We start from the raw sequence: 19,584 nt of genomic DNA on the forward strand, positions 1-19,584 counted from the left end.
ATCGATGGCAAGTCACGGGATCACGAGGCGGCGACTGACGGTACTGATCGCGCTCGATGACGCCGTGCGTGCCGAACACCTGTCCACGGCCCTTGCCGCGACTGACGATCTGCTGCCGATTGTGGCTGGCAGCAGCGATAGCGGCGACAGAGCGGATGTCGCGATCATCGATGACAATAGCCTGGAAGGCAGGGGGCTGGAAGGCCGGGTGACTGATCCAGCGATACCACAGGTGCTCTTGTCCCAACGAGTGAGCCGGCAGCGGCCGGCCGACACCGTGTTTGCCGTGTTACCGGCGGCAGCTGACGATCTGCTGATCGCTGCCGCCGCGCGGCTGGCGGCGGCTGGCTACCGGATCTCGGGCGAGGGCCGCCCCTTGTCCGATCGGCATGACGATTTCGCTTTCCATGACGACGATCTCTCCGACGAGGAGCCGGTCGACGACAGGGCCGGCCGGCCGGCGCTGTCGCCGCGCGAGAGCGAAGTGCTGGCGCTTTTGGCCGAGGGCGCGCCCAACAAGGTGATCGCGCGGCGCTTGAACATTTCCGTGCATACGGCGAAGTTCCACGTCGCGGCGATCCTGATCAAGCTAGGTGCGGCCAACCGCACCGATGCGATCGCCATCGCCATGCGGCAAGGCCTGGTGCTGGTCTGACGGTGGACTACACAGCCGGTTCGATATCCGTCAGCCGGAAATCGTCGCCCTTGAACAGCAGTGGCATGGCTTCGAGACGGGCCGTGGCATAGGAGATGCAGTCGCCGAAGTTGAGAGCGGCCGGATGTCGGCCCTTGCCATAGCGCAGGAAGGCCTGACGGGCCACAGCGGCGTGGTCGGCCGTAAAAGGAATCGTCTCGATCGAAGCGGTGCGCAAAAAGGCTTCGAAGCGGTCGACGATCTCGTCCTGCCAGCGGCCGACTAGCACCATCGTCGTCTCAAGCAGGGTCGGTGCCGCGAGCAGCCGTCTCTCAGCCTGAGCAATCGCCAGCACGAAACGATCATAGCCTGGTTCCGTACGCAAAATAGCGACAAGGACAGAGGAGTCGATGATCATCGCGTCGGGATTCCGAGTTCGTCGTAGCCGAGGATTTCGTCGTCGGTCATCGCATCTTGGCGTTTCGGTACCTGCGCGGCTCTTTCGGCGATCGCCATCAGGCGCTGAAAAAGGTCGTCGGCCTCATCGCGCGGCACAAGCCGCTCGCGCGCAACCTCGCGCTCGAGGCTTTGACGGATCGCTTCCGTCACCGACACGCGACGGCGGCGGGCAAGTTCCCGCGCCAATTGCTCGACTTCCGTGTTCTTGATCGACAGGGCCATTCTATATTCAACCTCTTTTTACAGAATATATATATTACTCCTCCGTTGAGTCCATGGCTTTCGTGGCGCCTCCGCAGCGTCACCATCTCTCGATGCTCCCCGCTCTTGTATCCTGCGACGGCGCGGGCAAGGATCGCGACCAACAGATTTGCAAGGGAGGCGCAAGACATGTCGCTCAAGGGAAAGACGCTGTTCATCTCCGGCGGGTCGCGCGGCATCGGGCTGGCGATCGCGCTGCGCGCCGCGCGCGACGGCGCCAATGTGACGATCGCGGCCAAGACCGCCGAGCCGCATCCAAAGCTGCCGGGCACGATCTACACTGCGGCGCAAGAGATCGAGCAGGCCGGCGGCAAGGCGTTGCCGATGTTGTGCGACATACGCGAGGAGGGGCAGGTGGCCGAGGCGGTCGCCAGGACCGTCGAAAAATTCGGCGGCATCGACATCTGCATCAACAATGCCAGCGCCATCCAACTCACCGGCACGCTGGAAACCGATATGAAGCGCTACGATCTGATGCACCAGATCAACACCCGCGGCACGTTCCTGGTTTCCAAAATGTGCATTCCGCACCTGAAGTTGGCTGACAATCCTCACATCTTGAATCTGGCGCCGCCGCTCGACATGAAGGCCAAATGGTTCAAGAACCATGTCGCCTATACGATGGCCAAATTCGGCATGTCGATGTGCACGCTGGGCATGAGCGCGGAGTTCGCCAGGGACGGCATCGCCGTCAATTCGCTGTGGCCGATCTCGACAATCGATACGGCAGCGGTGCGCAATCTTCTGGGTGGGGCGACAGTGGCGGCGATGAGCCGTTCGCCCGATATCATGGCCGATGCCGCGCATGCGATCCTGCTCAGGCCGTCGCGCGAAGCGACCGGCAATTTCTACATCGACGAGGAGGTGCTGCGCGCCGAGGGCGTCAGCGATTTTTCGATCTATGCGCCTGATGCGACAGGTCCGCTCGCCGGTGACTTCTTCGTTCCCGACGAGGTGTTTGCGAATTCGGAAACCAACATCAAAAGTATCTACTGACGGGCACCGGACGCCGTTCGGGCTTCAGTTCAACACCGAAGCCGGAAACAAAAACCCCGCCGGCGAGGGGTACCGGCGGGGCTCATGTGTCCCGCTGGAGTCGGGACAGGGCAGGGAAGCCCTAGCCAGAATCTGGGGTGGACGACCTCGCGATTCAATGCCTGGTTAAATCGCGACTTACATTCTCCTTCAACCTCGGCTCATTGCCGGAAATTGCCCATCCCGGTGAAACCGGGGTGGGCTACGTCTTCCCGTATAGATTCCAGAAACCAGTTCAGATTTCTGGAATCGTTGCTTTTAAGCTGGCCATGGTCTTTACGAAAACCGGTTTCCGCCTTGCGTCGCTGACCTTCGGTTCGGGACCATGGCCTAATTCGCACTGGCGACCGGCGCCACCAGCGAGGTGATGCGGCGGATGGCGACGCGACGGTTCTCGCGCTCAGGCTCCGACGTGTCGACCTTGAGATACTCCTCGCCATAGCCCTGTGTCGTCAGGTTCTCCGGCGGGATGCTGAAGGCATTGGTCAGGGCTTCGGCGACCGCCTCCGCGCGACGGTCGGACAGAGCGAGGTTCGCCTCCGGCCTACCGACGGCATCGGTATGGCCTTCGATCAGGAAGGTTTCCGCCGGGTTCTTCTCCAGCAGCTTCTCCATGGCGCTGGCGACGCCTTCCAGTTTCTGCACCTCGGTGTCGGGGATCGAGGCTGAACCGAATTCGAAGTTCAGCGTGTCGAGGTCGATGCGGCGGGCGATGTCGCGGACGCGGGCAGAGCGCTTGACCTCGTCGATCGAGTAAAGGCGCTGAACCCTTTCCACCGGCGGCTGTTCGAGGAAGGTATAGTAGTCGTCCGGATCCTCGACCTCTTCGGAATCCAAAATGTACTCCTCGCGCGAAATGTCGATCCGAATCGGCGGCAGGTCGTCACCCGGATCACGCCAGTCGCCATAGTCCTCATAATACCGCTCGTCGACATAGCTCAGCACATATTCGCGTCCGTCGGGCGCGATGCGTGAACGCTGGATGACGTCGCCGTAGCGGTTGCGGATGGTGACGATCTGGATTCCGTTGTCACGCTCGACGATTTCCCGGGTGCGATCGCCCGACAGCTCCTCATAGTAGACGTTCCTCGCGCCACGGCGCATGCGCGGGGTATCGTCGCTTTCCACGATCGTCTGGTTGTTGAACTGGAGGATAACGCGGTCGCCGAGTTCCCTGACGACGTCGACCCCTTGCGGACGGGGACGGCGGCGAATGTCCTCGACGTCGGGCACACGCTCGACGCGTTTGCCCTTTTCCTCCGTCACCGGAACCATCCTCTCAAGCTTGATCGCCTGCTGGGCCGTCCTGTCGTCGGTGGGCGGCGGTCCCTGGTCGACCGGAGCCGGCTTCGGGGCCTCCGCCTGCTCGCCGTTCTGCTGGGTGGGCTGACCACCCGCGTCCTGGCCGACCGTCTCTTGCGCGTTGTCCCTGCCGCCCTTGCGCTTGCGCCTGGCATCCTTCTGGCTGTCGAACACGGGAGCCTCGCCCTGGGCCGGACCTTCCCCTTCGGCGGGCGCGGCCTGTTGGTCCTCGGCGGGCTGTTCGCTGGTTGTGGGCTGCTCTTCCGTCACCGGCTGTTCGCCGATAGGCTTCTTGCGACGTTCCTTAGCCTGCTCCCGGGGCTTTTCGCCCTCAGCCGGAGCCGCTTGCTGGTCGGTCGGAAGCGGCTCGCCCTGCTCGCCGGCGGGCGTTTCCTTCCTGGCTGGCTGTTCGGCTGGCGCAGCCTCGATCTGCTGATCCTGGTTCCGCTTCTTGCGCGGCTTGACCTGCTCGTTGTCATTTGCAGGTGCGGCCTTCTCGCCTTGCGCCGCCTGTCCGGCAGGCTCTTCGGAAGGTGCCGTTTCGATCTGCTGTTGCTGGTCGCGCTTCTTCCTGCGCGGTTTTTGCTCTTCAGCCGGGGCGGCCTGTTCGGCAGGGGCTGCTTCGATCTGCTGTTGGTCGCGCTTCTTTCTGCGCGGTTTTTGCTCTTCGGCCGGGGCCGCCTGCTCGGCAGGGGCTGATTCTGTCTGCTGTTGCTGCTCGCGCTTCTTCCTTCGTTGATTGCCCTGCTGCTCGTCGCCGGAAGGCGCGGCCTGTTCCGCAGGAGCCGATTCAGTCTGCCGCTCGCGCTTCTTGCGGGGCTTCTGCCCAGGTTCTGCCTGCTCTGCGCAGCCTTCCGCCGACTCGCCTTCGGGGCAATTCGATTGCGCCAGGATCAAGGGCGTTGCGGTACGCTGCAGTGGGCCGAACGCGGCGCCGCCCTGCAGCGGGAATGCGCCCAACGGCGCGGACGCCATCAACAGGCCAAGTGCCGTGCCTGCCAGAATCCGTGGTTGGCGTTTCATTAGAAATCCTCCTTTGGCGTCCCATCCCGGCCCAAACTGTTCATCAACCGGATTGGTTCCGGTTAGCAGGCATTAACGGCCACGAAGGGCGATTGGCCGGCGTTTTGAAGGCGACTTCGTGTCATTCCTATGGTGCCGGCCTATGGTGCCGGCGGGGTTTGCGTCGCCGCGGTGCTTGACCTTGACGCCGGCGGGGGCCACATGCCGTCAATGGAAACGCCGTTCTGGAAAACCAAGACGCTCGAAGCGATGACCCCGGCCGAGTGGGAATCGCTTTGCGACGGCTGCGGCAAATGCTGCCTGTCGAAACTCGAGGACGAAGACACCGGCGAGATCTACTGGACGAGCGTCGGCTGCCGGCTGTTCGACGCCGAAACGTGCCGCTGTTCGGACTATGCCAACCGGCTGGCGCGCGTTCCGGACTGCGTCGGGCTGACGCCGCAGAATGTGCGCACCATCAGCTGGCTGCCCAAGACCTGCGCCTATCGACTGGTCGCCGAGGGCCACGATCTCTACTGGTGGCACAGGCTGGTGTCGGGGAGTGCCGAGACGGTGCATGAGGCCGGCATCTCGATGCGCGGCCGGGTCAGCGCCAGCGAGACCGATCTTGCCGAGCCGGACGACTATTTCGAGCACATGCTGGACGACGAGCCTTAGGGGAGCCTTGAGCCAGGACCCGGAACCGGCTGCGCGACAGGGCGTTTTCTATCCAGATTGTTCAGAACCGGCCAGTTGTTCAGAACCGGAAAGTTGTTCAGAACCGGAAAGCGGAGAAAACTGCGAAATTACCTCTTGTTGCCACATGAACCCAATATGAACGGCTGGTTCGTAAAAAGTTCAGATACGCAGGCGCATTCTCCTCCCCATCGGTTCGACCAAGACACATCGGTTCGATCAAGACACACCAGTTTGATCAAGACAGGCGGATGCCCTGAACAAGGAGAGAAGACAATGTTCAACACGATCAAGACGGCGGCCCTTTCGGCGCTTATCGGCCTCGGCACGCTTGCCGCTATCCCCGCCACTGCCCAGGCAGACAGCATCTATCTCGGCTTCGGCAATAACGACGATCCGCGCGTCGGCGTCTATACGGGCGACGACGATGATTTCTACCGCGAACGCCGCCGCGAACGCGACTGGCGCCGGTCCTGCTCGCCATACCGTGCCCTCAATAAGGCAGAGCGCTTGGGTCTGCGCCGCGCCCGTATTGTCGACGTCAGCCGCCGGACGGTGAAAGTCGCGGGCCGCCAGTACGGCGACCGCGTGATGATCGTGTTCGCCAACGAGCGCGGCTGCCCGGTCATCTACCGGTAATCATTCATCTGCCGGCAAACGGCACGTTGCCGACCGGCAGCGGCCTGGAGTAGTAGAGCCTTTCCGGGAGGAAGGGTGTGGTTCGGAAAAAACCCCGGAGGACCAGTCCTCCGGGGTTTTTTTGATGCAGCAAAGGCTGAACCGCAGGCGGCGGTCACTTCAACTCGAAAGTGACAGTGACCTGCACCGTGTAGGAATTCTCGCCGGCCTGCAGCGGGACCGATTCGCGGGCCGCGTCGAAGGCCTTGGCGTTCATCGGTATCGGCGGCGGCGCGACATTCTGGTCGGTGATTTCCAGCACCCGCCCGATGCTGACGTCGGCGGCTTCAGCCAGCGTCTTTGCCTTGGCCATGGCGTCGGCGACTGCCTTCTTGCGGGCTTCGGTGAGAGTTGCAGCCGGATCCTCGTTGGAAAACGAGATGCCGCCGCCCTGGTTGACGCCGAGCGATACCGCCTTGTCGAGAATCTCGCCGGTTTTGTCGATGTCGCGGATGCGCACCGAAAGCGTGTTGGTCACCTGGTAGGCGATGAGTTCGGCTTCCTGGCTGCCGTCCGGCTTGTTGGTGTAGTTGTAGCGCGGGCTGATCTGGATGCCGGCTGTCTGCAGGTCGCGCTCCTTGATGCCAGCCGACTTCATAGCGGCGATCACGGAGGCCATGGCGTCGTTGTTGGCATCGAGCGCGGCACGCGCGGTCTTGGCCTCGCGCATGACGCTGAGCGTCAGCAGCGCCAGATCGGGGGCCGCGGTCGCTTCGCCTTCGCCGGTGACGACGATACGGGGCGGGGGCGGCGAATCGGTCGCGCCGGCCATCGTCGGGAACGCGATTGCGGCGGCGAGCGCCAAGGGCAAAAGATGTCTGGTCATAAAAATCTCCTCGGTCTGCGATCCAGTGGCGCTGTCGACTACCGCATCGGCCCAAGAATCGGAATCGATTTCGGGAAGCACGATGCGTAGATTCAAAGCGTTAGAGCTTCGCGCGTCTAAGTGGACGCACATCGCTCTAATGTCTGAATATGGGCTGATTTGGACGATCTCGGCCAGCCAGTTCGGAAAGCCTTGTGCGATTCGGGGAAAAACATTAATCCAGCCGCGTGTGGGGCCTGTAGCTCAATGGTTAGAGCCGGCGGCTCATAACCGCTTGGTTGGGGGTTCGAGTCCCTCCGGGCCCACCATAATCATTGATTTTATTGACAAAAACTGCCCACGGCCCAAAACGTTTTGGGCCCATTATGGGCCCAAAGAGACCGCGGTCCCGGTTTGTTCCGACTCGATTTGATCATCTGACGATGCGGAGGTTTGCCCGCCGCTTCATGGCGTCGCGTTTGGCCTCGCGCTCGTTGATGGCACGAGCAATATCAACCGCGATCCGCTTCTTGTTAGCCTCGCGCACGTAGTCATCCGTTACCGCCATGGAGGAATGGCCCATAGCCTCCATGATGGCCCGCGCTTGGATGTTGCATTCAGCGAGGTAAGTGCCGAAGGTGCGGCGCAGACCATGGAGCGTGTAGCCGCTAGGAATTCCCGCCTGCCGCGTCCAGTGCTGCATCATGCCCGTCAGGCTCTTTTCCGAAAATGACCTGCTATACGCGTTTTTTAAGACGGAGCCGCCTTGCGAGCGATCAAGCGGCTCCAAGGCCGCTGCTAGCTTGTCTACGACTGGAATGAACATCTCGCGCCCGCCATGGCGGTTGCGGTTCTTCTTCTGTCGGAAATGAAAGGCCTCGACTAGCACCAGTGAGCCATCGAACAGTTCGATCTCTTCGGTTAAAAGATCATCCCACGCAAGAGCAGCGATATCGCCGCGGCGATTTCCAAGCCAGAAGCCGAGTGCATAGCAGGTTCGTGCGGCTGTGCCGATGGGGTGTCGCTCCTCGAACCTTTCGCGCATCGCGATCGGCCAGGCCGGGTTCCTGGTCGATTTCGGCACTCGCACGCGGATGGACAACGAGGGATCGTCGTGCGGTTTTATCCATTTTTCGATGTCGGTCGCGACCCATACAAGCTTCTTGATGGCCACCAGCATGTGTTTGGCGACCGTACGGTTCGTTCTGAAGATGCCTTCAATTATGGCGCGAAGCCGATCCGCATCGAGATGTTCGACAGGAGTATCGCCCCAGGTGAGTGGGTAGTTGGGATCAATCCGTAGATTGAGAAAACGCTCGATCAGTCGCGCATTCTTCCGCTGCGTCGCTTCATCAAAATCTAGCCACTCCATTGTCGTTTCAAGCCGACGCGCGGCATGGCCAAAAGTCTTTGGTAGTGCCCGACCGGGCAAATCAATGATGGCTGCCTTCTTGTGTTGGCCCTGCGTGGCTTTCTCGTAAGCCACCTCGAACTCGGGATCTCCGGGCTTACCGGGGAGCCGGATTTCAGGCATGCCCTTTGCGCGGTAGCGATAGATTAGCTTGCCGTTCTTGAAGCGCGAAGATACCCCAGGGTAACTGGCGTCCTTAAATGGGCGAGCCATCAAATGCTCCTTTCAGGACCCTTTCAGATTTGCCCCTAGCGAACGGGTTTCGCGTTCGATGGCAACGCGCAGGAGCACCGGGTAAGGAAAGCCTCTTCCTTGCTCTATGCCTTCAAAGGTGCGCTTCGGTATTCCCAGCACCTTTGCCGCGGCTGCGGCAGTGAACCCTTCCTTGGCCCGCCATGCTTTCACGTCTTGCGCAAGTTTCTCATTCTCGTTCACGTCATGCCTTCCGCACGGGCTATCATCGTACTACGTCTGCAGCGTATACGCAACAAGCGTAATTGCTATCTTTTTTCTACGTCCCGTTTGCTTCGTTCCAACAGCTCTTGAAGGCCGCTATTTTTGTCCGGCAACGAGGTGAAAGCAATATCCAGGGCTACACGATCCCAGACAGCGCGGCTGTTGATGCGCTTGGGCTGGGGCATCCGCCCATCGGCGACCATCTCGTCAAAAAGCGTCGATCCGACACCGATGTAACGAGCCGCTTCCTCACGAGACAGTCCTCGTGGGGCATACGAGATTGCGTCACTCTTCATGGACGCTGCCTCGGTCCTGGTAATCCAGGCGTGTTGGTATCGAAGCGCAAAGCCACATCCTAGTTGCCAATTCGTAGCGAGGAGATCGTGTTGGGCTAAAATAAGAAGAGCCTCGGTAAGCGGAAGCGGCCTGACTCGTTCGTTCGGCATAAACTGGCAGCAATGTGTCAAGGTGTGATCACGGCAGAAAGCGAGAAGTGGGACAGGCGGACGGCTTTGGGGGGCTGGCGGTGAGCGAGCCACTACTGTCGTCGCGTTTGGGCCAGAATCGGAAGGCTCCGATGCCGTAAGCATGAATCGGCATATCGCCGCCGAAATAATCGACCACGAGGCCATGGTGATACAAGGCGGACGTGCTGTCTACGGCGCAAGAAATTGGCGGATGGCAGCTATTGAGCCAATACCCAGAGACTGCACCCAACTACGAGTGCAACCAACCCTACCGGGGTCGAGCGGCTCGAGATAGGATTTGAGCGTGGGCTGCCGTGAGCGGCGTATATCCAGGGCCTGTCAAATCGCTGGCTAGCCTGATCGGCACATTGTCGGTGAAACTGCTGCAATGCTTAGATAAATACCCTGTACATGGACCGTCTTGGAGCATTTTGTTCCGCCGTGCGCGTGAACAAGAGATATCATAAACCGGATCGGTTGAGCATGCCTCACCAAGCTCCTCGGCGAGAGCACGGTCGTGAAGAGCGGAGTGGAGCCCATATAGTCAAGGTCGACTGCCGAAGGGAGGGGTTGTTGAAGATTTCAATCCTTCCATCGACAGCGGAAGGAGTGCCCGCCTCTCCGCCTTTTTCTCAATTTAGGCGCCCACGACTGGCGTACGGCCGGCAACCCGGCGCGCTGGCTGGGTCTTCTAGACAAGGTGATGCCCGCGCGGAAGAAACTCCAACGCGGCCGTCATGCTGCGCTCGCATACCTATGATGCGACAACGTTGATGTCGAAGCTTCGTGAGTCGATGGGCGTAGCGGCCAGGGCAGTGGAGCTTATTATCCTTACCGTGGCGCCTTCCGGAGAGGCTCGGCGAGCCACATTCGCAGAGATCGATTCGAATGCTGCGCTGTGGGTTGTTCCTGCCGAACGGATGAAGGGCGGCATCGAACATCGTGTGCCGCTCACGGCGCGAGCCGTGGAAATCGTGCGAGCTATGAAACAGCGCGCCACTGCGACTACATCTTCGGCGGGCACGACGACAAACCAGTCTCAGGCGGGGCTGATCGAGACCAGCCTGGTTCTGTGGGGGGGCGTACGGCGACGCCACTTCGGCCAGCCTCTCCCGCGCGCAATCTCACGCTCTAGCTGCCAGTACCCGCGTTGCCGAGGCGGCGATGAGGCTGCGTGACATCCGATGTCAAGCGCGATGGAAGCCCAAGGGCGGGTCGCCGAAGACGGATAGGGCTGCCGACATCAGTTGGCAGCCCTGCATCGCATCCGCGGGCAAAGCAACCCGCTTACCGTTGGGTTTCGGCGCCTTCTCCAGGCGGGACTAGTGGCCGACGAGTAGCTGCCACTGCGTACCGTGGAGATTTAAGGTCAAGAGACCTCCACCGGCTAACCGTGATTTTCGTTGGAGGTGAATTTCGCCGAAGAATACTCGGCGACAATGTGCTTCTCGACGACAACAGGTATTTTTAGCTTTTGGCTAGCGGCTACTCTTGCTGCATCAAATGCCTCTTGGGCGGCCTGGATTGTTAAGAAGTCACCGATAAGTGTTGTATTGGGCAGGCGGTACCACTTTTTGGTCCTGCCTCCCCATATTTCGATCTTCCAACCGCGGTTGATCGCCTGATTGATGAATTCGCCATGGGGAGCGGGTTTGGTCTCTTTGAGGTCATATGAGGCAATAAATGACGGCATCAGTCGTATCCGATCTGCGCAAAAATGATTAGTTGCGCTGCCGGCCCAAGCAGTCCGGCAGCGCGTACTTTGACTATTTCCTTACTAACACTCAGTGAGCGCCAACAAGTTATCGTTGTACGTCCCGTCAGCATGAGTGCGGACGTATTTGCCATTCGGTCCATTGACCACACCGACGTTAGCGCGTTTGCCACCAACCATCGTGTAGAATGTGTTGGTGCCATCCTCGATCCACTGGATTACCTGAGATCTGGTCCATTTGCCGGTGGAGTTGCCGAGGTGCGTAATACCCTCGTGTTTGTCCTCACGTGGAACTTTGTTGATACAAGTAACCTGCACGTCTGTCATTTGGAATTGCTCCTTTCGAGCGTGTTGCGGAGCAATTGAGAATGGTAGCGCTTGAGAGGATGTCTGACCATTTCGTAGCTCCTGCGGCTTGCCAAGTAAGCCTCAGGACGCTAGCTACCGACCTGCCAAGGAGCGGACTCGCGGTCTTTGTTCGTCCACTCGGCACCACACGACCGCGAGTACGCAACAGACAGAGGCAGACGGCGAATCACATGCCGTCTGCCTCTTTTCTATGCAAACTCTGTCTTTCAGTAAACGGCCAGTAACGTCTTGTTTTAAATAATGGTCTCTGACCGATAAATCAGTAAGTCTGACTTATCGCATCCCTTTTTTTTTCTTGAGGAAAACATCTGATGACTACCCAACCTGCCGCCGGGCCGGAACGTCACCGCATGCCTTCGGGGCCGCATATGGCGACTGACTTAGAGCGGCTAATAGTTAGCCTGAAAGCTTCCACGGCCAAGTTCGAACGCGCGCTTACAAAAGCCAATTCCACGGCCAAAAGCAGCTTACGGACATCCAAAAGCAGTTCAAGGAGACAAACAAGAAGCTCAGCGATGGGCTGAACTTGGCGGCTGTTCGGTAGCCGGACTTGACAGCCTCAAGACGCGCGCGGCAGGTTGCCGGCGACTTTGCCGTCGACAAGATCAAGGACTATGCCGACGCGTGGACGACGGCTGGCAAGATTGCCGCCTCCGCTTTGGTTAGCGGGCGTTCAACAAGATCGCTCGACCAGCTAAATCAGATCGCAACAGACACGCGCTCTGGTCTTACGCAGACGGTCGACCTATCCGCCATGCTTCTGCGAGCCACGGCCAGCGTTGCCAAGAACGAGCAAGAGGTTGCTACCGCAACCGAGGTCGTCAACAAGGCATTCAAGGCTGGTGGCGCCGAAGCGAGCGAGCAGGCGGCTAGCCAGGCGCTATCGAGCGGCATGGGCTTGGTGAGTCGTCCGTGAAGAAAGCGATTTTCGCGTCAACCTTGAAAGTGATCTGCGTTGGAGCGCTTTGTCCCAACTGAGGGGCGGAGTTCAGGCTGATCGGGGCCGCAGTGGCGGCTTTGCGGTGGCTGCGAGCAGCGTCAGGAAGAAGGCACACAAAAGCCTCAGCCAGTTGAGCAGGAGGCTGAAGTTGTAGCCGACGGCGGCGAGCACGGCGTTGTTGGCGTCGCCTTCGGAGAAGGCCAGGAAGTTGCGCCCCATGCGGTGGTCGTTCTTGAGATGGCCGATGACGGGTTCGACGGCGGCCCGGCGTCGCAGCGCCCGTTTGACGGCCTTGGTGAGGCCGCGCTTGTAGCCGGCGACATGGACCTTGAACGTCTTGTCCTTCGGGGCGTTGTGGCCGCGGTAGCCGGCATCGGCGACGATCTTGGTGAGGTTGGCTCCGATCGAGGTCTCGATCGCGGGGATGACGGTGGCCAGCGTGTGGCCGTCATAGGGATTGCCGGGCATCGCCTTGATATGGGCGACGAACTGGCCGCCGCGGCTGCGATAGAGCGGCGTGGCGACCGAGACCTTGACGCCGAATTCATAGGGCTTGTGGGCCTTGCCCTTGCCGATGCATTCGACCTCGGGAGCGTGCAGGGAGTAGACCTTCCTGCCGCGTTCACGCTGGCGCTGGTCCCTGACGCGGCGGGCCAGCGACAGCGGCAGACCGAAGGGCGCCATCAGCTCCGGCCGCCCGGCGATCTTGCGGGTGATGTCGCGGATCACCGCGCCCAGCATGGTGCGCAGCCGCTTGAGCTGCCGGTTGGCCCGCCTGAACTGCTTGGCGTGGGCATAACGCTGATGCTTGATCAGCGCGATCTTGCCGACCCGCGCATAGGACTGGCGCAGGCGGATGCCGTGCTTCCCGGCCAGCTTGACCAGCCGCTCGCGGGCGCGATGCATCAGCTTGGCGTCGGTCGGAAAGGTGATCGCCTTCTCCTGCACGGTGGTGTCGACGATCACCGCGCGGAAGTCGGCCGGCTTGGCCGCCCCCAGCCGGGTCGCCGCCGCCAGGCTCTCCTGCAGCAGCGCCGTCAGCCGCTCCTCGCCCATGCGCAGGCGCCAGCGCGTCAGCGAGGTGCGGTCGAAGACCAGGCGGTGCTGGAAGAACTCCTCGCCGCAGAACAGCTGATAATAGGGGTTTTCCAGCCAGCGCTCGCACAGCCCTTCATCGGACAGGTTGTGCATCGACTTCAGGATCGCCAGCCCCGCCATCAGCCGCGTCGGCAGCGGCGGCCGGCCGGGGCCATCGTCGTAGACCTCGCCGAGCTTCTCTTCCAGGCAGCGCCAGTCGATCGCCGTCGCCAGCTTCACCAGTGCATGTTCCATGTTCAGGATCTGGTCGAGCCGGGACCGCAACAGGTCCGCCTGGCCACTGTCTCGCCGTTCCTTCGGCCGCATCGCTTGCTTCCCCTCTCCGGTCGAAACGCCATCGAATCACGCAACGCAGATGCAAACATTTTGCCGGAAATCGCCGCCCAAAGCCACGATTTCCGGCAAAACGAAACCCAAATTCAGGCGAAAATCTTAAATTAAATCAAAGCGTTCCGCGTTCTTCACGGACGACTGGTGAACCACCCGCTAACCCTCCGGGCCTACCACTTAGTCCTCAGTTCCGGCGTTTTCCGACATCAGCATGATTTTTGGGAGCTGGGAGACCTCGGCGCTTGGTGAACCGTGGATGTTGGGTTCAAAGTGAATTCTCGCGATGGTGTGTGGATGGCGGATTCGCCGCGTCCCCCGATTGGGATCACGCGCTGGTTTTTGCTCTCGAGCTCGTCCAGATAATCGGCCCACCATTGCATCATCTTGACGCGCTCTTCCCAGTGCTCTGCCCGGGCGTAGGCGCGACGAACGTCGTTGTTCTCAATATGGGCCAGCTGCCGCTCTATGGCGTCGGGATGCCATTTTCCGCATTCGTTTAGCAGAGTTGATGCCGTTGCTCGAAAACCGTGTGCGGTAGCTTCTTCCTTGCCGTACCCCATACGGCGAAGGGCAGCGTTAAGCGTGTTGTCGGAAATCGGACGCGAGCCCGATCGAACACTAGGAAACAACAGCGCTTCACCACCAGAGATTTCTCTAAGTGAGGTTAGGACCCCGACGGCCTGCCTGGAAAGAGGTACGCGGTGCGGCCGTCTCATCTTCATGCGCCCTTCAGGGATGCTCCACACCGAGCTTTCGAAATCGAACTCGTCCCATCGGGCCGCGCGCAGCTCGCCGGGGCGGGGAAACAGCAGGGCCATCAGCTTCAGGGCGGCTCGGGTTGTAGGCTGTCCGTCAAATGCATTGATCGCCCTCAGCAAGCCTCCTAAGGCCCTGGGATCGGTAACCGCGGCACGCGGCGTGACCGTCGGACCGACAAGTGCCCCCCTTAGGGCGATTGTCGGATCTGCATCGGCGCGTGCGGTTGCGATTGCATATCGAAACACGCTGCCGATGGTGGAGCGCAGTCGCCTGGCCGACTCGTATCGACCGCGAACCTCCACGCTGCGGAGAGCGGCAAGAATTGTAGCCGGATCAATCTCCCGAACGCTTTTGTCCCCAAACGCTGGATGGGCAAAGTCGAGCAACCATTTGACTTTGGTGATGGTCCGGTCGGCACGTCCCTCCTTCTTCAGCTTGTCGACATAGTCATCCGCGATTAAGCGAAAGGTGTCCTCTGCCGAAGCCTTTTGCAACTTACGCTCTTGTGCGGGGTCGATGCCACGTAGGAGGAGACGTTTGGCGGTATCGCGCGCTTCGCGTGCCTCAGCGAGGGAGATGAGGGGATAGCTGCCCAACGCCAGAAGCTTCTGCTTGCCGCCAAAACGGTAGGCGAGGCGCCATAGGCGAGATCCAGTAGGCTGCACCCAAAGCTGGAGCCCGCCCCCGTCAGTCAATTTCACGAGCTTGGAAGCGGGTCGGGCATTTCGGCATTTCACGTCGGAAAGGGCCATTTTCGGGACCTCCATTTGGCTGCATCGATACCATCAGGATCTCCAATACCAGCGAAAATACCAGCCCTCCGCCTCGTTGGACCAACTACGCCGAAATTCCACAAAACCCGACCAACCGCGCCTTGCGCGCCAAAATCGCCAAGCATCTCAGATAGTTGCAGATACGAAAGCGTAAATGCTTCGGCGAAAGAGACTGTCGGGAGAAGAGGGGATGGTGCCCAGAGGCGGATTCGAACCACCGACACGCGGATTTTCAGTCCGCTGCTCTACCAACTGAGCTATCTGGGCCTGTTCCGGCACGCGGGCAGTTCTGCACGCCGGATTTCTTGAAAGCGCCGCAGGCGCCCCTTGAAAGCGGGTGGGTTATAGCACGGGAATCCGGCCTGTCCAGCGCTTAAGCGCTGATTTCAAGCGGGAAACCAGCAGTTGCTCGACGGGCGGATTCACGGGACGCGGTCGAGGCCCGCAGGCTGCTCTGAACAGCCTCATTTGGGAGGATCGTTGTCCGTTTCGTCCTCGTCGTCGCGGGCCGGAATGACATAGGCGCCCTTGAGCCAGCGGTTGAGGTCGATGTCCTTGCAGCGCACGGAGCAGAACGGGTAGGTCTCACGTGCCGACGGCTTGCCGCACTCGGGGCAGGGCCGCTTGGGGCGCAGCGGCGTGACCTTGTCGTCCGAGCTCATAGCCGCCCCGAACTCATGGCCGAGCTGACTGCCATTTGGCATGCACCTTGAAACCCTCGCCGGTCAGCAGCGCCACCGTCTCATAGAGCGGCAGGCCGACGACATTGGTGTAGGAGCCGACAAGCTTGACGACAAAAGCGCCGGCCAGGCCCTGGACGGCATAGCCGCCGGCCTTGCCGCGCCATTCTCCCGAGGCGACATAGGCGTCGATCTCGGCGCGCGGCAGCCGCTTGAAACGCACCCTGGTCTCGATCAGCCGCTGGCGCAGCTTGCCGCCCGGCGTGATCAGGCAGATGCCGGAATAAACCCGGTGCGAACGACCTGACAGCAGGCCGAGGCAATTGGCGACGTCGTCGAACGTTTCGGCCTTGGGCAGGACGCGCCGGCCGACGGCGACCACCGTGTCGGCGGCCAGCACGAAGCTCGGCACATAGTCGTCTTCCGCCTGCAGCGAGGCCAGCGCCTTCTCGGCCTTTTCCTTCGAAAGGCGCTTGGCCAGCGAGCGCGGATGCTCGGCGCGCAGCGGCGTCTCGTCGACACCGGCCGGCAGCACGCGGTCCGGCTCGATGCCGGCCTGCTGCAACAGTTCGATCCGGCGCGGCGAACCCGAGGCAAGCACGAGCTTCTGCAAAATGCTCATCGCGATCCCGACCGAACTCTGACGATCTTACTTGAAACGGTAGGTGATGCGGCCCTTGGTCAGGTCGTAAGGTGTCATCTCGACCAGGACCTTGTCGCCGGTCAGCACGCGGATGCGGTTCTTGCGCATGCGGCCGGCCGTGTGGGCGATGATTTCGTGTTCGTTTTCGAGCTTCACCCTGAACATCGCGTTGGGCAACAATTCCGTGACGACACCCGGAAACTCGAGGACTTCTTCCTTCGGCATTCGATACCTTTGCTTGGATGGGATTCCCAGCGCGCCGGCCGGAATTTGCGCGGAACCTATATGATAATCGTGCGCTTGTGAACATGCTTAATCAGCGCGGTTTTTTGCCTTCCGGCGCCACAAAACGGCGGCCGATCCGCGCCTTCAGCCGTTCGCGCACCTCGCGATAGGCGGCCATGATCTGCTCGCGCGTGCCGCCGACGTCTGTCGGGTCCGGCATCGGCCAATATTCGACGTCGACGGCAAGCGAGCGGGTAAGCTCGAGCGCGGTGTGATGGGCTTCCGGCGATAGCGTGACGATCAGGTCGAAATAGTCGTCCTCGAGATCGTCCAGTGTCCTTGGGTGCCGTTCGCCCAGCGAAAGCCGGTCCTCGGCCAGCACGGCGTCGACGAACGGGTCGCGTTCGCCGCCGCGCACCCCGGCCGACGCCACGAAAGTTGTCGCCGGAAGCACCTGGCGCGCCAGCAGTTCGGCCATCGGCGAGCGCACCGCGTTCATGCCGCAGAAAAACAGGATCGAGCGGGGCAGAGGGGCTGGCAGCTCAGCCTCGCCAGTGCAGCACGCAGACCAGCGTGAACAGCCGGCGCGCCGTATCGAAATCGATATCGATCTTGCCGGCCAACCGGTCCATCAACGTCTGCGAGCCTTCATTGTGCAGCCCGCGCCGGCCCATATCGATCGCCTCGATCTGGCTGGGAGTCGAGGTGCGGATGGCGTCGTAGTAGCTTTCGCAGATCATGTAGTAGTCCTTGACGATGCGCCTGAGCGGCGTCAGCGACAGGATATGGGTGACCACCGCAGCGCCGTCCTCACGCGTCACCGCGAAGACCAGGCGGGATTCGGCCAGCGACAGTTTTAGCCGGTAGGGTCCGGCGCCGTCGTCATTGACCGGCTGGAAGCTGTTTTCCTCGATCAGGTCGAAGATCGCCACCGCCCGCTCATGCTCGACATCGGGCGTCGAACGGCCGATCGATTCGTCGAGTTCGACATCGATCAGCCTGGCAGGGGTTCGATCGTAGTCCGCCATGTCAGTCTACATATTCAGCCGTATGGCGACGGAGCGTCCATGCGCGTCGAGGCCTTCCGCCTTGGCCAGCGCGATGGCCGCCGGCGCCAGCGCCCGCAATTGCTCCGGCCCGAGCTTCAGGATTGAGGTGCGCTTGACGAAATCGAGCACCGAAAGCCCGGACGAGAAGCGCGCCGAGCGCGCCGTCGGCAGCACATGGTTGGAGCCGCCGACATAGTCGCCGATGGCTTCCGGCGTGTGGCGGCCGAGAAAGACGGCACCGGCATTGCGCATCCGCGCCAGGAAGGCTTCTGGCTCGTCGATGGCAAGCTCGACATGTTCGGCCGCGATGCGGTCGACCAGCGGCGGTGCTGCCTCGATTCGCGGAACAAGGATGACGGCGCCGAAATCGCGCCAGCTCGCCGCCGCCGTCTCGGCGCGCGACAGGTTTTTCAACTGGCGTTCGACCGCCTGTTCGACCGCCGCGCCGAAGGCGGGATCGTCGGTGATCAGGATCGACTGCGCCGACACGTCATGCTCGGCCTGGGCAAGCAGGTCGGCTGCGATCCAGTCCGGATCGTTGCTGCCGTCGGCAACGATAAGCACTTCCGAAGGCCCGGCGATCATGTCGATGCCGACCGTGCCGAACACCTGGCGCTTGGCCGCGGCGACATAGGCATTGCCGGGGCCGACGATCTTGGCGACCGGCTTTATCGTCTCGGTGCCATAGGCCAGCGCCGCGATCGCCTGCGCGCCGCCGACACGGTAGATTTCGGATATGCCGGTCAGATCCGCCGCCACCAGCACCAGCGGATTGATGATGCCGCCGGGCGCCGGCACCGCCATGACGATGCGCTCGACGCCGGCGACCTTGGCCGGTACGGCACTCATCAGCACCGAGCTTGGATAGCTCGCCGTGCCGCCCGGCACATAGAGCCCGACCGCCTCGATCGCCGTCCAGCGCGAGCCGAGCTCGACGCCGATTGCGTCCGTATAGCGGTCGTCCTTTGGCCGCTGCCGCTCGTGGTGGGAGCGGATCCGATCACGGGCGAATTTAAGCGCCTCGATCGTCTGCGGGTCGGCCGCATCGTAGGCCTTGGCGATGTCGTCTTGCGACACGGCTATGCCGAGGTCTTTCAGATCGGCCTTTTCGAATTTCTGCGTATACTCGATGAGCGCCGCGTCGCCCTCGGCGCGCACCCGCGCGATGATCGCGCGCACCACGGCGTCGACGTCCGCCGAGACTTCGCGCTTGGTCAAAAGGAACGCGGCAAAACGCTGCTCGAAATCGGCATCGGACAGACGAAGGGTGATGGCCATCTTGTGCTGCTCAGGCTCTGTGGAAGGGGCGTGACGTCGCTTCCCATGCGCCGCCAATGTCAGCGAGCCGTGCCTCGATGCACTCGACATCGAGCATGATCGCGCCGCCGCCTGAAAAGATCAGCTCGACAATGCCGGCCGGCTTGTCGAGCGCGAGGAAGCTGATCGCCAGCAGCGACAGCACCTCATCCGGCGTGTCGCGGGCAATGCCGCTGGTCTTGGCGCCCAGCACCCGGTCGAAATGCAGCACGCTTTGCCGCCGCTCATTGTGCTGGCGGAACAGGCCCGGTTTCGCCTCCCAGACGAAGCGGTTCATCGTCATCACGAAGCGCTTGACCGCCGGCATGTATTCGAGATCGCCGACCTTCAGCACGGCGTCCTGGACATGGGCCGAGACGATGCTCAGATCCTGATCGTCGAGCGCGACAAGCTTGAGAAGGTTCATGCGGATTTCGCACCTGCGAAGGTTTACAATCGACTTTCTGTTAGGCGGTCTTGGCGATCCGTGCAACCGCGCCAC

General features: G+C 61.3%; 23 protein-coding genes and 2 tRNA genes. 6 read left to right on the forward strand and 19 right to left on the reverse strand.

The window, feature by feature from the left end; translation table 11 throughout:
* Positions 1-4 precede the first annotated feature (4 nt).
* Entirely contained in the window at positions 5-655 is a 651-nt protein-coding gene (locus tag AC0NIE_RS12735; RefSeq protein WP_473489181.1) for a helix-turn-helix transcriptional regulator, read from the forward strand.
* Between the two features lie 7 nt (positions 656-662).
* On the opposite strand, the gene AC0NIE_RS12740 is transcribed toward AC0NIE_RS12735, so the two are convergent.
* Together AC0NIE_RS12740 and AC0NIE_RS12745 are read right to left on the reverse strand one after the other, a co-directional pair.
* A complete protein-coding gene (locus AC0NIE_RS12740) occupies positions 663-1,052 on the reverse strand; it encodes a type II toxin-antitoxin system VapC family toxin (RefSeq protein WP_473489180.1) in 390 nt (129 codons plus the stop codon).
* Positions 1,049-1,315, reverse strand: coding sequence for a type II toxin-antitoxin system VapB family antitoxin (locus AC0NIE_RS12745; RefSeq protein ID WP_473489179.1), 267 nt, complete (start codon positions 1,313-1,315; stop codon positions 1,049-1,051). The genes AC0NIE_RS12740 and AC0NIE_RS12745 overlap by 4 nt, the downstream gene beginning before the upstream one ends.
* Positions 1,316-1,483: 168 nt before the next feature.
* Here AC0NIE_RS12745 and AC0NIE_RS12750 point away from each other — a divergent pair, with 168 nt between their 5' ends.
* Positions 1,484-2,350: an SDR family oxidoreductase gene (locus AC0NIE_RS12750; protein WP_473489178.1), complete on the forward strand. Its 867-nt coding sequence runs from the start codon at positions 1,484-1,486 to the stop codon at positions 2,348-2,350.
* 369 nt (positions 2,351-2,719) lie between these two features.
* Here AC0NIE_RS12750 and AC0NIE_RS12755 read toward each other — a convergent pair whose 3' ends face one another.
* On the reverse strand, positions 2,720-4,714 hold the full coding sequence (locus AC0NIE_RS12755; protein ID WP_473489177.1) for an OmpA family protein: 1,995 nt from the start codon (positions 4,712-4,714) through the stop codon (positions 2,720-2,722).
* Positions 4,715-4,924: 210 nt separating this feature from the next.
* Between AC0NIE_RS12755 and AC0NIE_RS12760 the strand changes: the two genes are divergently transcribed.
* Together AC0NIE_RS12760 and AC0NIE_RS12765 are read left to right on the forward strand one after the other, a co-directional pair.
* Complete coding sequence (locus tag AC0NIE_RS12760; RefSeq protein WP_095491649.1) at positions 4,925-5,371, forward strand: YcgN family cysteine cluster protein; 447 nt, start codon at positions 4,925-4,927, stop codon at positions 5,369-5,371.
* Positions 5,372-5,665: 294 nt separating this feature from the next.
* Positions 5,666-6,028 (forward strand): hypothetical protein, encoded by a 363-nt coding sequence (locus tag AC0NIE_RS12765; protein WP_473489176.1) that lies wholly within the window; start codon positions 5,666-5,668, stop codon positions 6,026-6,028.
* Between the two features lie 154 nt (positions 6,029-6,182).
* On the opposite strand, the gene AC0NIE_RS12770 is transcribed toward AC0NIE_RS12765, so the two are convergent.
* Positions 6,183-6,893, reverse strand: coding sequence for an SIMPL domain-containing protein (locus AC0NIE_RS12770; RefSeq protein WP_473489175.1), 711 nt, complete (start codon positions 6,891-6,893; stop codon positions 6,183-6,185).
* 232 nt (positions 6,894-7,125) lie between these two features.
* Between AC0NIE_RS12770 and AC0NIE_RS12775 the strand changes: the two genes are divergently transcribed.
* Positions 7,126-7,201 (forward strand) — tRNA-Ile (locus tag AC0NIE_RS12775).
* Between the two features lie 104 nt (positions 7,202-7,305).
* Here the strand turns inward: AC0NIE_RS12775 and AC0NIE_RS12780 are convergent.
* From AC0NIE_RS12780 to AC0NIE_RS12800, 5 genes are all read right to left on the reverse strand, one after another.
* On the reverse strand, positions 7,306-8,496 hold the full coding sequence (locus AC0NIE_RS12780; RefSeq protein WP_473489174.1) for a tyrosine-type recombinase/integrase: 1,191 nt from the start codon (positions 8,494-8,496) through the stop codon (positions 7,306-7,308).
* Positions 8,497-8,508: 12 nt separating this feature from the next.
* On the reverse strand, positions 8,509-8,718 hold the full coding sequence (locus AC0NIE_RS12785) for a helix-turn-helix domain-containing protein (RefSeq protein WP_473489173.1): 210 nt from the start codon (positions 8,716-8,718) through the stop codon (positions 8,509-8,511).
* A 65-nt stretch (positions 8,719-8,783) separates the two neighbouring features.
* Positions 8,784-9,035 (reverse strand): helix-turn-helix transcriptional regulator, encoded by a 252-nt coding sequence (locus tag AC0NIE_RS12790; protein WP_473489172.1) that lies wholly within the window; start codon positions 9,033-9,035, stop codon positions 8,784-8,786.
* 1,558 nt (positions 9,036-10,593) lie between these two features.
* Positions 10,594-10,899: a hypothetical protein gene (locus AC0NIE_RS12795; RefSeq protein WP_473489171.1), complete on the reverse strand. Its 306-nt coding sequence runs from the start codon at positions 10,897-10,899 to the stop codon at positions 10,594-10,596.
* Between the two features lie 84 nt (positions 10,900-10,983).
* A complete protein-coding gene (locus AC0NIE_RS12800) occupies positions 10,984-11,247 on the reverse strand; it encodes a DUF3892 domain-containing protein (protein WP_473489170.1) in 264 nt (87 codons plus the stop codon).
* A gap of 592 nt (positions 11,248-11,839) precedes the next feature.
* Between AC0NIE_RS12800 and AC0NIE_RS12805 the strand changes: the two genes are divergently transcribed.
* A complete protein-coding gene (locus tag AC0NIE_RS12805) occupies positions 11,840-12,205 on the forward strand; it encodes a tape measure protein (protein ID WP_473489169.1) in 366 nt (121 codons plus the stop codon).
* Positions 12,206-12,277: 72 nt separating this feature from the next.
* Here the strand turns inward: AC0NIE_RS12805 and AC0NIE_RS12810 are convergent, their stop codons facing one another.
* The 10 genes from AC0NIE_RS12810 to AC0NIE_RS12855 form a co-directional block, all read right to left on the reverse strand.
* Complete coding sequence (locus AC0NIE_RS12810; protein WP_473642175.1) at positions 12,278-13,633, reverse strand: IS5 family transposase; 1,356 nt, start codon at positions 13,631-13,633, stop codon at positions 12,278-12,280.
* 230 nt (positions 13,634-13,863) lie between these two features.
* Positions 13,864-15,168, reverse strand: coding sequence for a tyrosine-type recombinase/integrase (locus tag AC0NIE_RS12815; protein ID WP_473488541.1), 1,305 nt, complete (start codon positions 15,166-15,168; stop codon positions 13,864-13,866).
* 212 nt (positions 15,169-15,380) lie between these two features.
* A tRNA-Phe gene (locus AC0NIE_RS12820) sits at positions 15,381-15,456 on the reverse strand.
* A gap of 197 nt (positions 15,457-15,653) precedes the next feature.
* Positions 15,654-15,851, reverse strand: a complete 198-nt coding sequence (yacG, locus tag AC0NIE_RS12825; protein WP_095491465.1) for a DNA gyrase inhibitor YacG — start codon at positions 15,849-15,851, stop codon at positions 15,654-15,656.
* 13 nt (positions 15,852-15,864) lie between these two features.
* Positions 15,865-16,491, reverse strand: coding sequence for a Maf-like protein (locus AC0NIE_RS12830; protein WP_123146617.1), 627 nt, complete (start codon positions 16,489-16,491; stop codon positions 15,865-15,867).
* A 27-nt stretch (positions 16,492-16,518) separates the two neighbouring features.
* Positions 16,519-16,737, reverse strand: a complete 219-nt coding sequence (gene infA / locus AC0NIE_RS12835; RefSeq protein ID WP_006200926.1) for a translation initiation factor IF-1 — start codon at positions 16,735-16,737, stop codon at positions 16,519-16,521.
* A gap of 91 nt (positions 16,738-16,828) precedes the next feature.
* On the reverse strand, positions 16,829-17,236 hold the full coding sequence (locus tag AC0NIE_RS12840; protein WP_123146618.1) for an arsenate-mycothiol transferase ArsC: 408 nt from the start codon (positions 17,234-17,236) through the stop codon (positions 16,829-16,831).
* A gap of 43 nt (positions 17,237-17,279) precedes the next feature.
* The gene (locus AC0NIE_RS12845) at positions 17,280-17,765 is read right to left on the reverse strand and encodes a UPF0262 family protein (RefSeq protein ID WP_123146619.1); all 486 of its coding nucleotides are present in this window, start codon (positions 17,763-17,765) and stop codon (positions 17,280-17,282) included.
* A 6-nt stretch (positions 17,766-17,771) separates the two neighbouring features.
* Positions 17,772-19,064, reverse strand: a complete 1,293-nt coding sequence (hisD, locus tag AC0NIE_RS12850; RefSeq protein ID WP_123146620.1) for a histidinol dehydrogenase — start codon at positions 19,062-19,064, stop codon at positions 17,772-17,774.
* A gap of 10 nt (positions 19,065-19,074) precedes the next feature.
* On the reverse strand, positions 19,075-19,509 hold the full coding sequence (locus tag AC0NIE_RS12855; protein ID WP_473488542.1) for a DUF2948 family protein: 435 nt from the start codon (positions 19,507-19,509) through the stop codon (positions 19,075-19,077).
* Positions 19,510-19,584 lie beyond the last annotated feature (75 nt).

Source organism: Mesorhizobium sp. WSM4842, assembly GCF_055901575.1.

Excerpts from the sequence above, each read along its gene's own strand:
- AC0NIE_RS12735 (WP_473489181.1), top strand. The coding sequence starts at position 5 with ATGGCAAGTCACGGGATCACGAGGCGGCGACTGACGGTACTGATCGCG.
- AC0NIE_RS12740 (WP_473489180.1), bottom strand. The coding sequence starts at position 1,052 with ATGATCATCGACTCCTCTGTCCTTGTCGCTATTTTGCGTACGGAACCA.
- AC0NIE_RS12745 (WP_473489179.1), bottom strand. The coding sequence starts at position 1,315 with ATGGCCCTGTCGATCAAGAACACGGAAGTCGAGCAATTGGCGCGGGAA.
- AC0NIE_RS12750 (WP_473489178.1), top strand. The coding sequence starts at position 1,484 with ATGTCGCTCAAGGGAAAGACGCTGTTCATCTCCGGCGGGTCGCGCGGC.
- AC0NIE_RS12755 (WP_473489177.1), bottom strand. The coding sequence starts at position 4,714 with ATGAAACGCCAACCACGGATTCTGGCAGGCACGGCACTTGGCCTGTTG.
- AC0NIE_RS12760 (WP_095491649.1), top strand. The coding sequence starts at position 4,925 with ATGGAAACGCCGTTCTGGAAAACCAAGACGCTCGAAGCGATGACCCCG.
- AC0NIE_RS12765 (WP_473489176.1), top strand. The coding sequence starts at position 5,666 with ATGTTCAACACGATCAAGACGGCGGCCCTTTCGGCGCTTATCGGCCTC.
- AC0NIE_RS12770 (WP_473489175.1), bottom strand. The coding sequence starts at position 6,893 with ATGACCAGACATCTTTTGCCCTTGGCGCTCGCCGCCGCAATCGCGTTC.
- AC0NIE_RS12780 (WP_473489174.1), bottom strand. The coding sequence starts at position 8,496 with ATGGCTCGCCCATTTAAGGACGCCAGTTACCCTGGGGTATCTTCGCGC.
- AC0NIE_RS12790 (WP_473489172.1), bottom strand. The coding sequence starts at position 9,035 with ATGAAGAGTGACGCAATCTCGTATGCCCCACGAGGACTGTCTCGTGAG.
- AC0NIE_RS12795 (WP_473489171.1), bottom strand. The coding sequence starts at position 10,899 with ATGCCGTCATTTATTGCCTCATATGACCTCAAAGAGACCAAACCCGCT.
- AC0NIE_RS12800 (WP_473489170.1), bottom strand. The coding sequence starts at position 11,247 with ATGACAGACGTGCAGGTTACTTGTATCAACAAAGTTCCACGTGAGGAC.
- AC0NIE_RS12810 (WP_473642175.1), bottom strand. The coding sequence starts at position 13,633 with ATGCGGCCGAAGGAACGGCGAGACAGTGGCCAGGCGGACCTGTTGCGG.
- AC0NIE_RS12815 (WP_473488541.1), bottom strand. The coding sequence starts at position 15,168 with ATGGCCCTTTCCGACGTGAAATGCCGAAATGCCCGACCCGCTTCCAAG.
- yacG (WP_095491465.1), bottom strand. The coding sequence starts at position 15,851 with ATGAGCTCGGACGACAAGGTCACGCCGCTGCGCCCCAAGCGGCCCTGC.
- AC0NIE_RS12830 (WP_123146617.1), bottom strand. The coding sequence starts at position 16,491 with ATGAGCATTTTGCAGAAGCTCGTGCTTGCCTCGGGTTCGCCGCGCCGG.
- infA (WP_006200926.1), bottom strand. The coding sequence starts at position 16,737 with ATGCCGAAGGAAGAAGTCCTCGAGTTTCCGGGTGTCGTCACGGAATTG.
- AC0NIE_RS12840 (WP_123146618.1), bottom strand. The coding sequence starts at position 17,236 with ATGAACGCGGTGCGCTCGCCGATGGCCGAACTGCTGGCGCGCCAGGTG.
- AC0NIE_RS12845 (WP_123146619.1), bottom strand. The coding sequence starts at position 17,765 with ATGGCGGACTACGATCGAACCCCTGCCAGGCTGATCGATGTCGAACTC.
- hisD (WP_123146620.1), bottom strand. The coding sequence starts at position 19,064 with ATGGCCATCACCCTTCGTCTGTCCGATGCCGATTTCGAGCAGCGTTTT.
- AC0NIE_RS12855 (WP_473488542.1), bottom strand. The coding sequence starts at position 19,509 with ATGAACCTTCTCAAGCTTGTCGCGCTCGACGATCAGGATCTGAGCATC.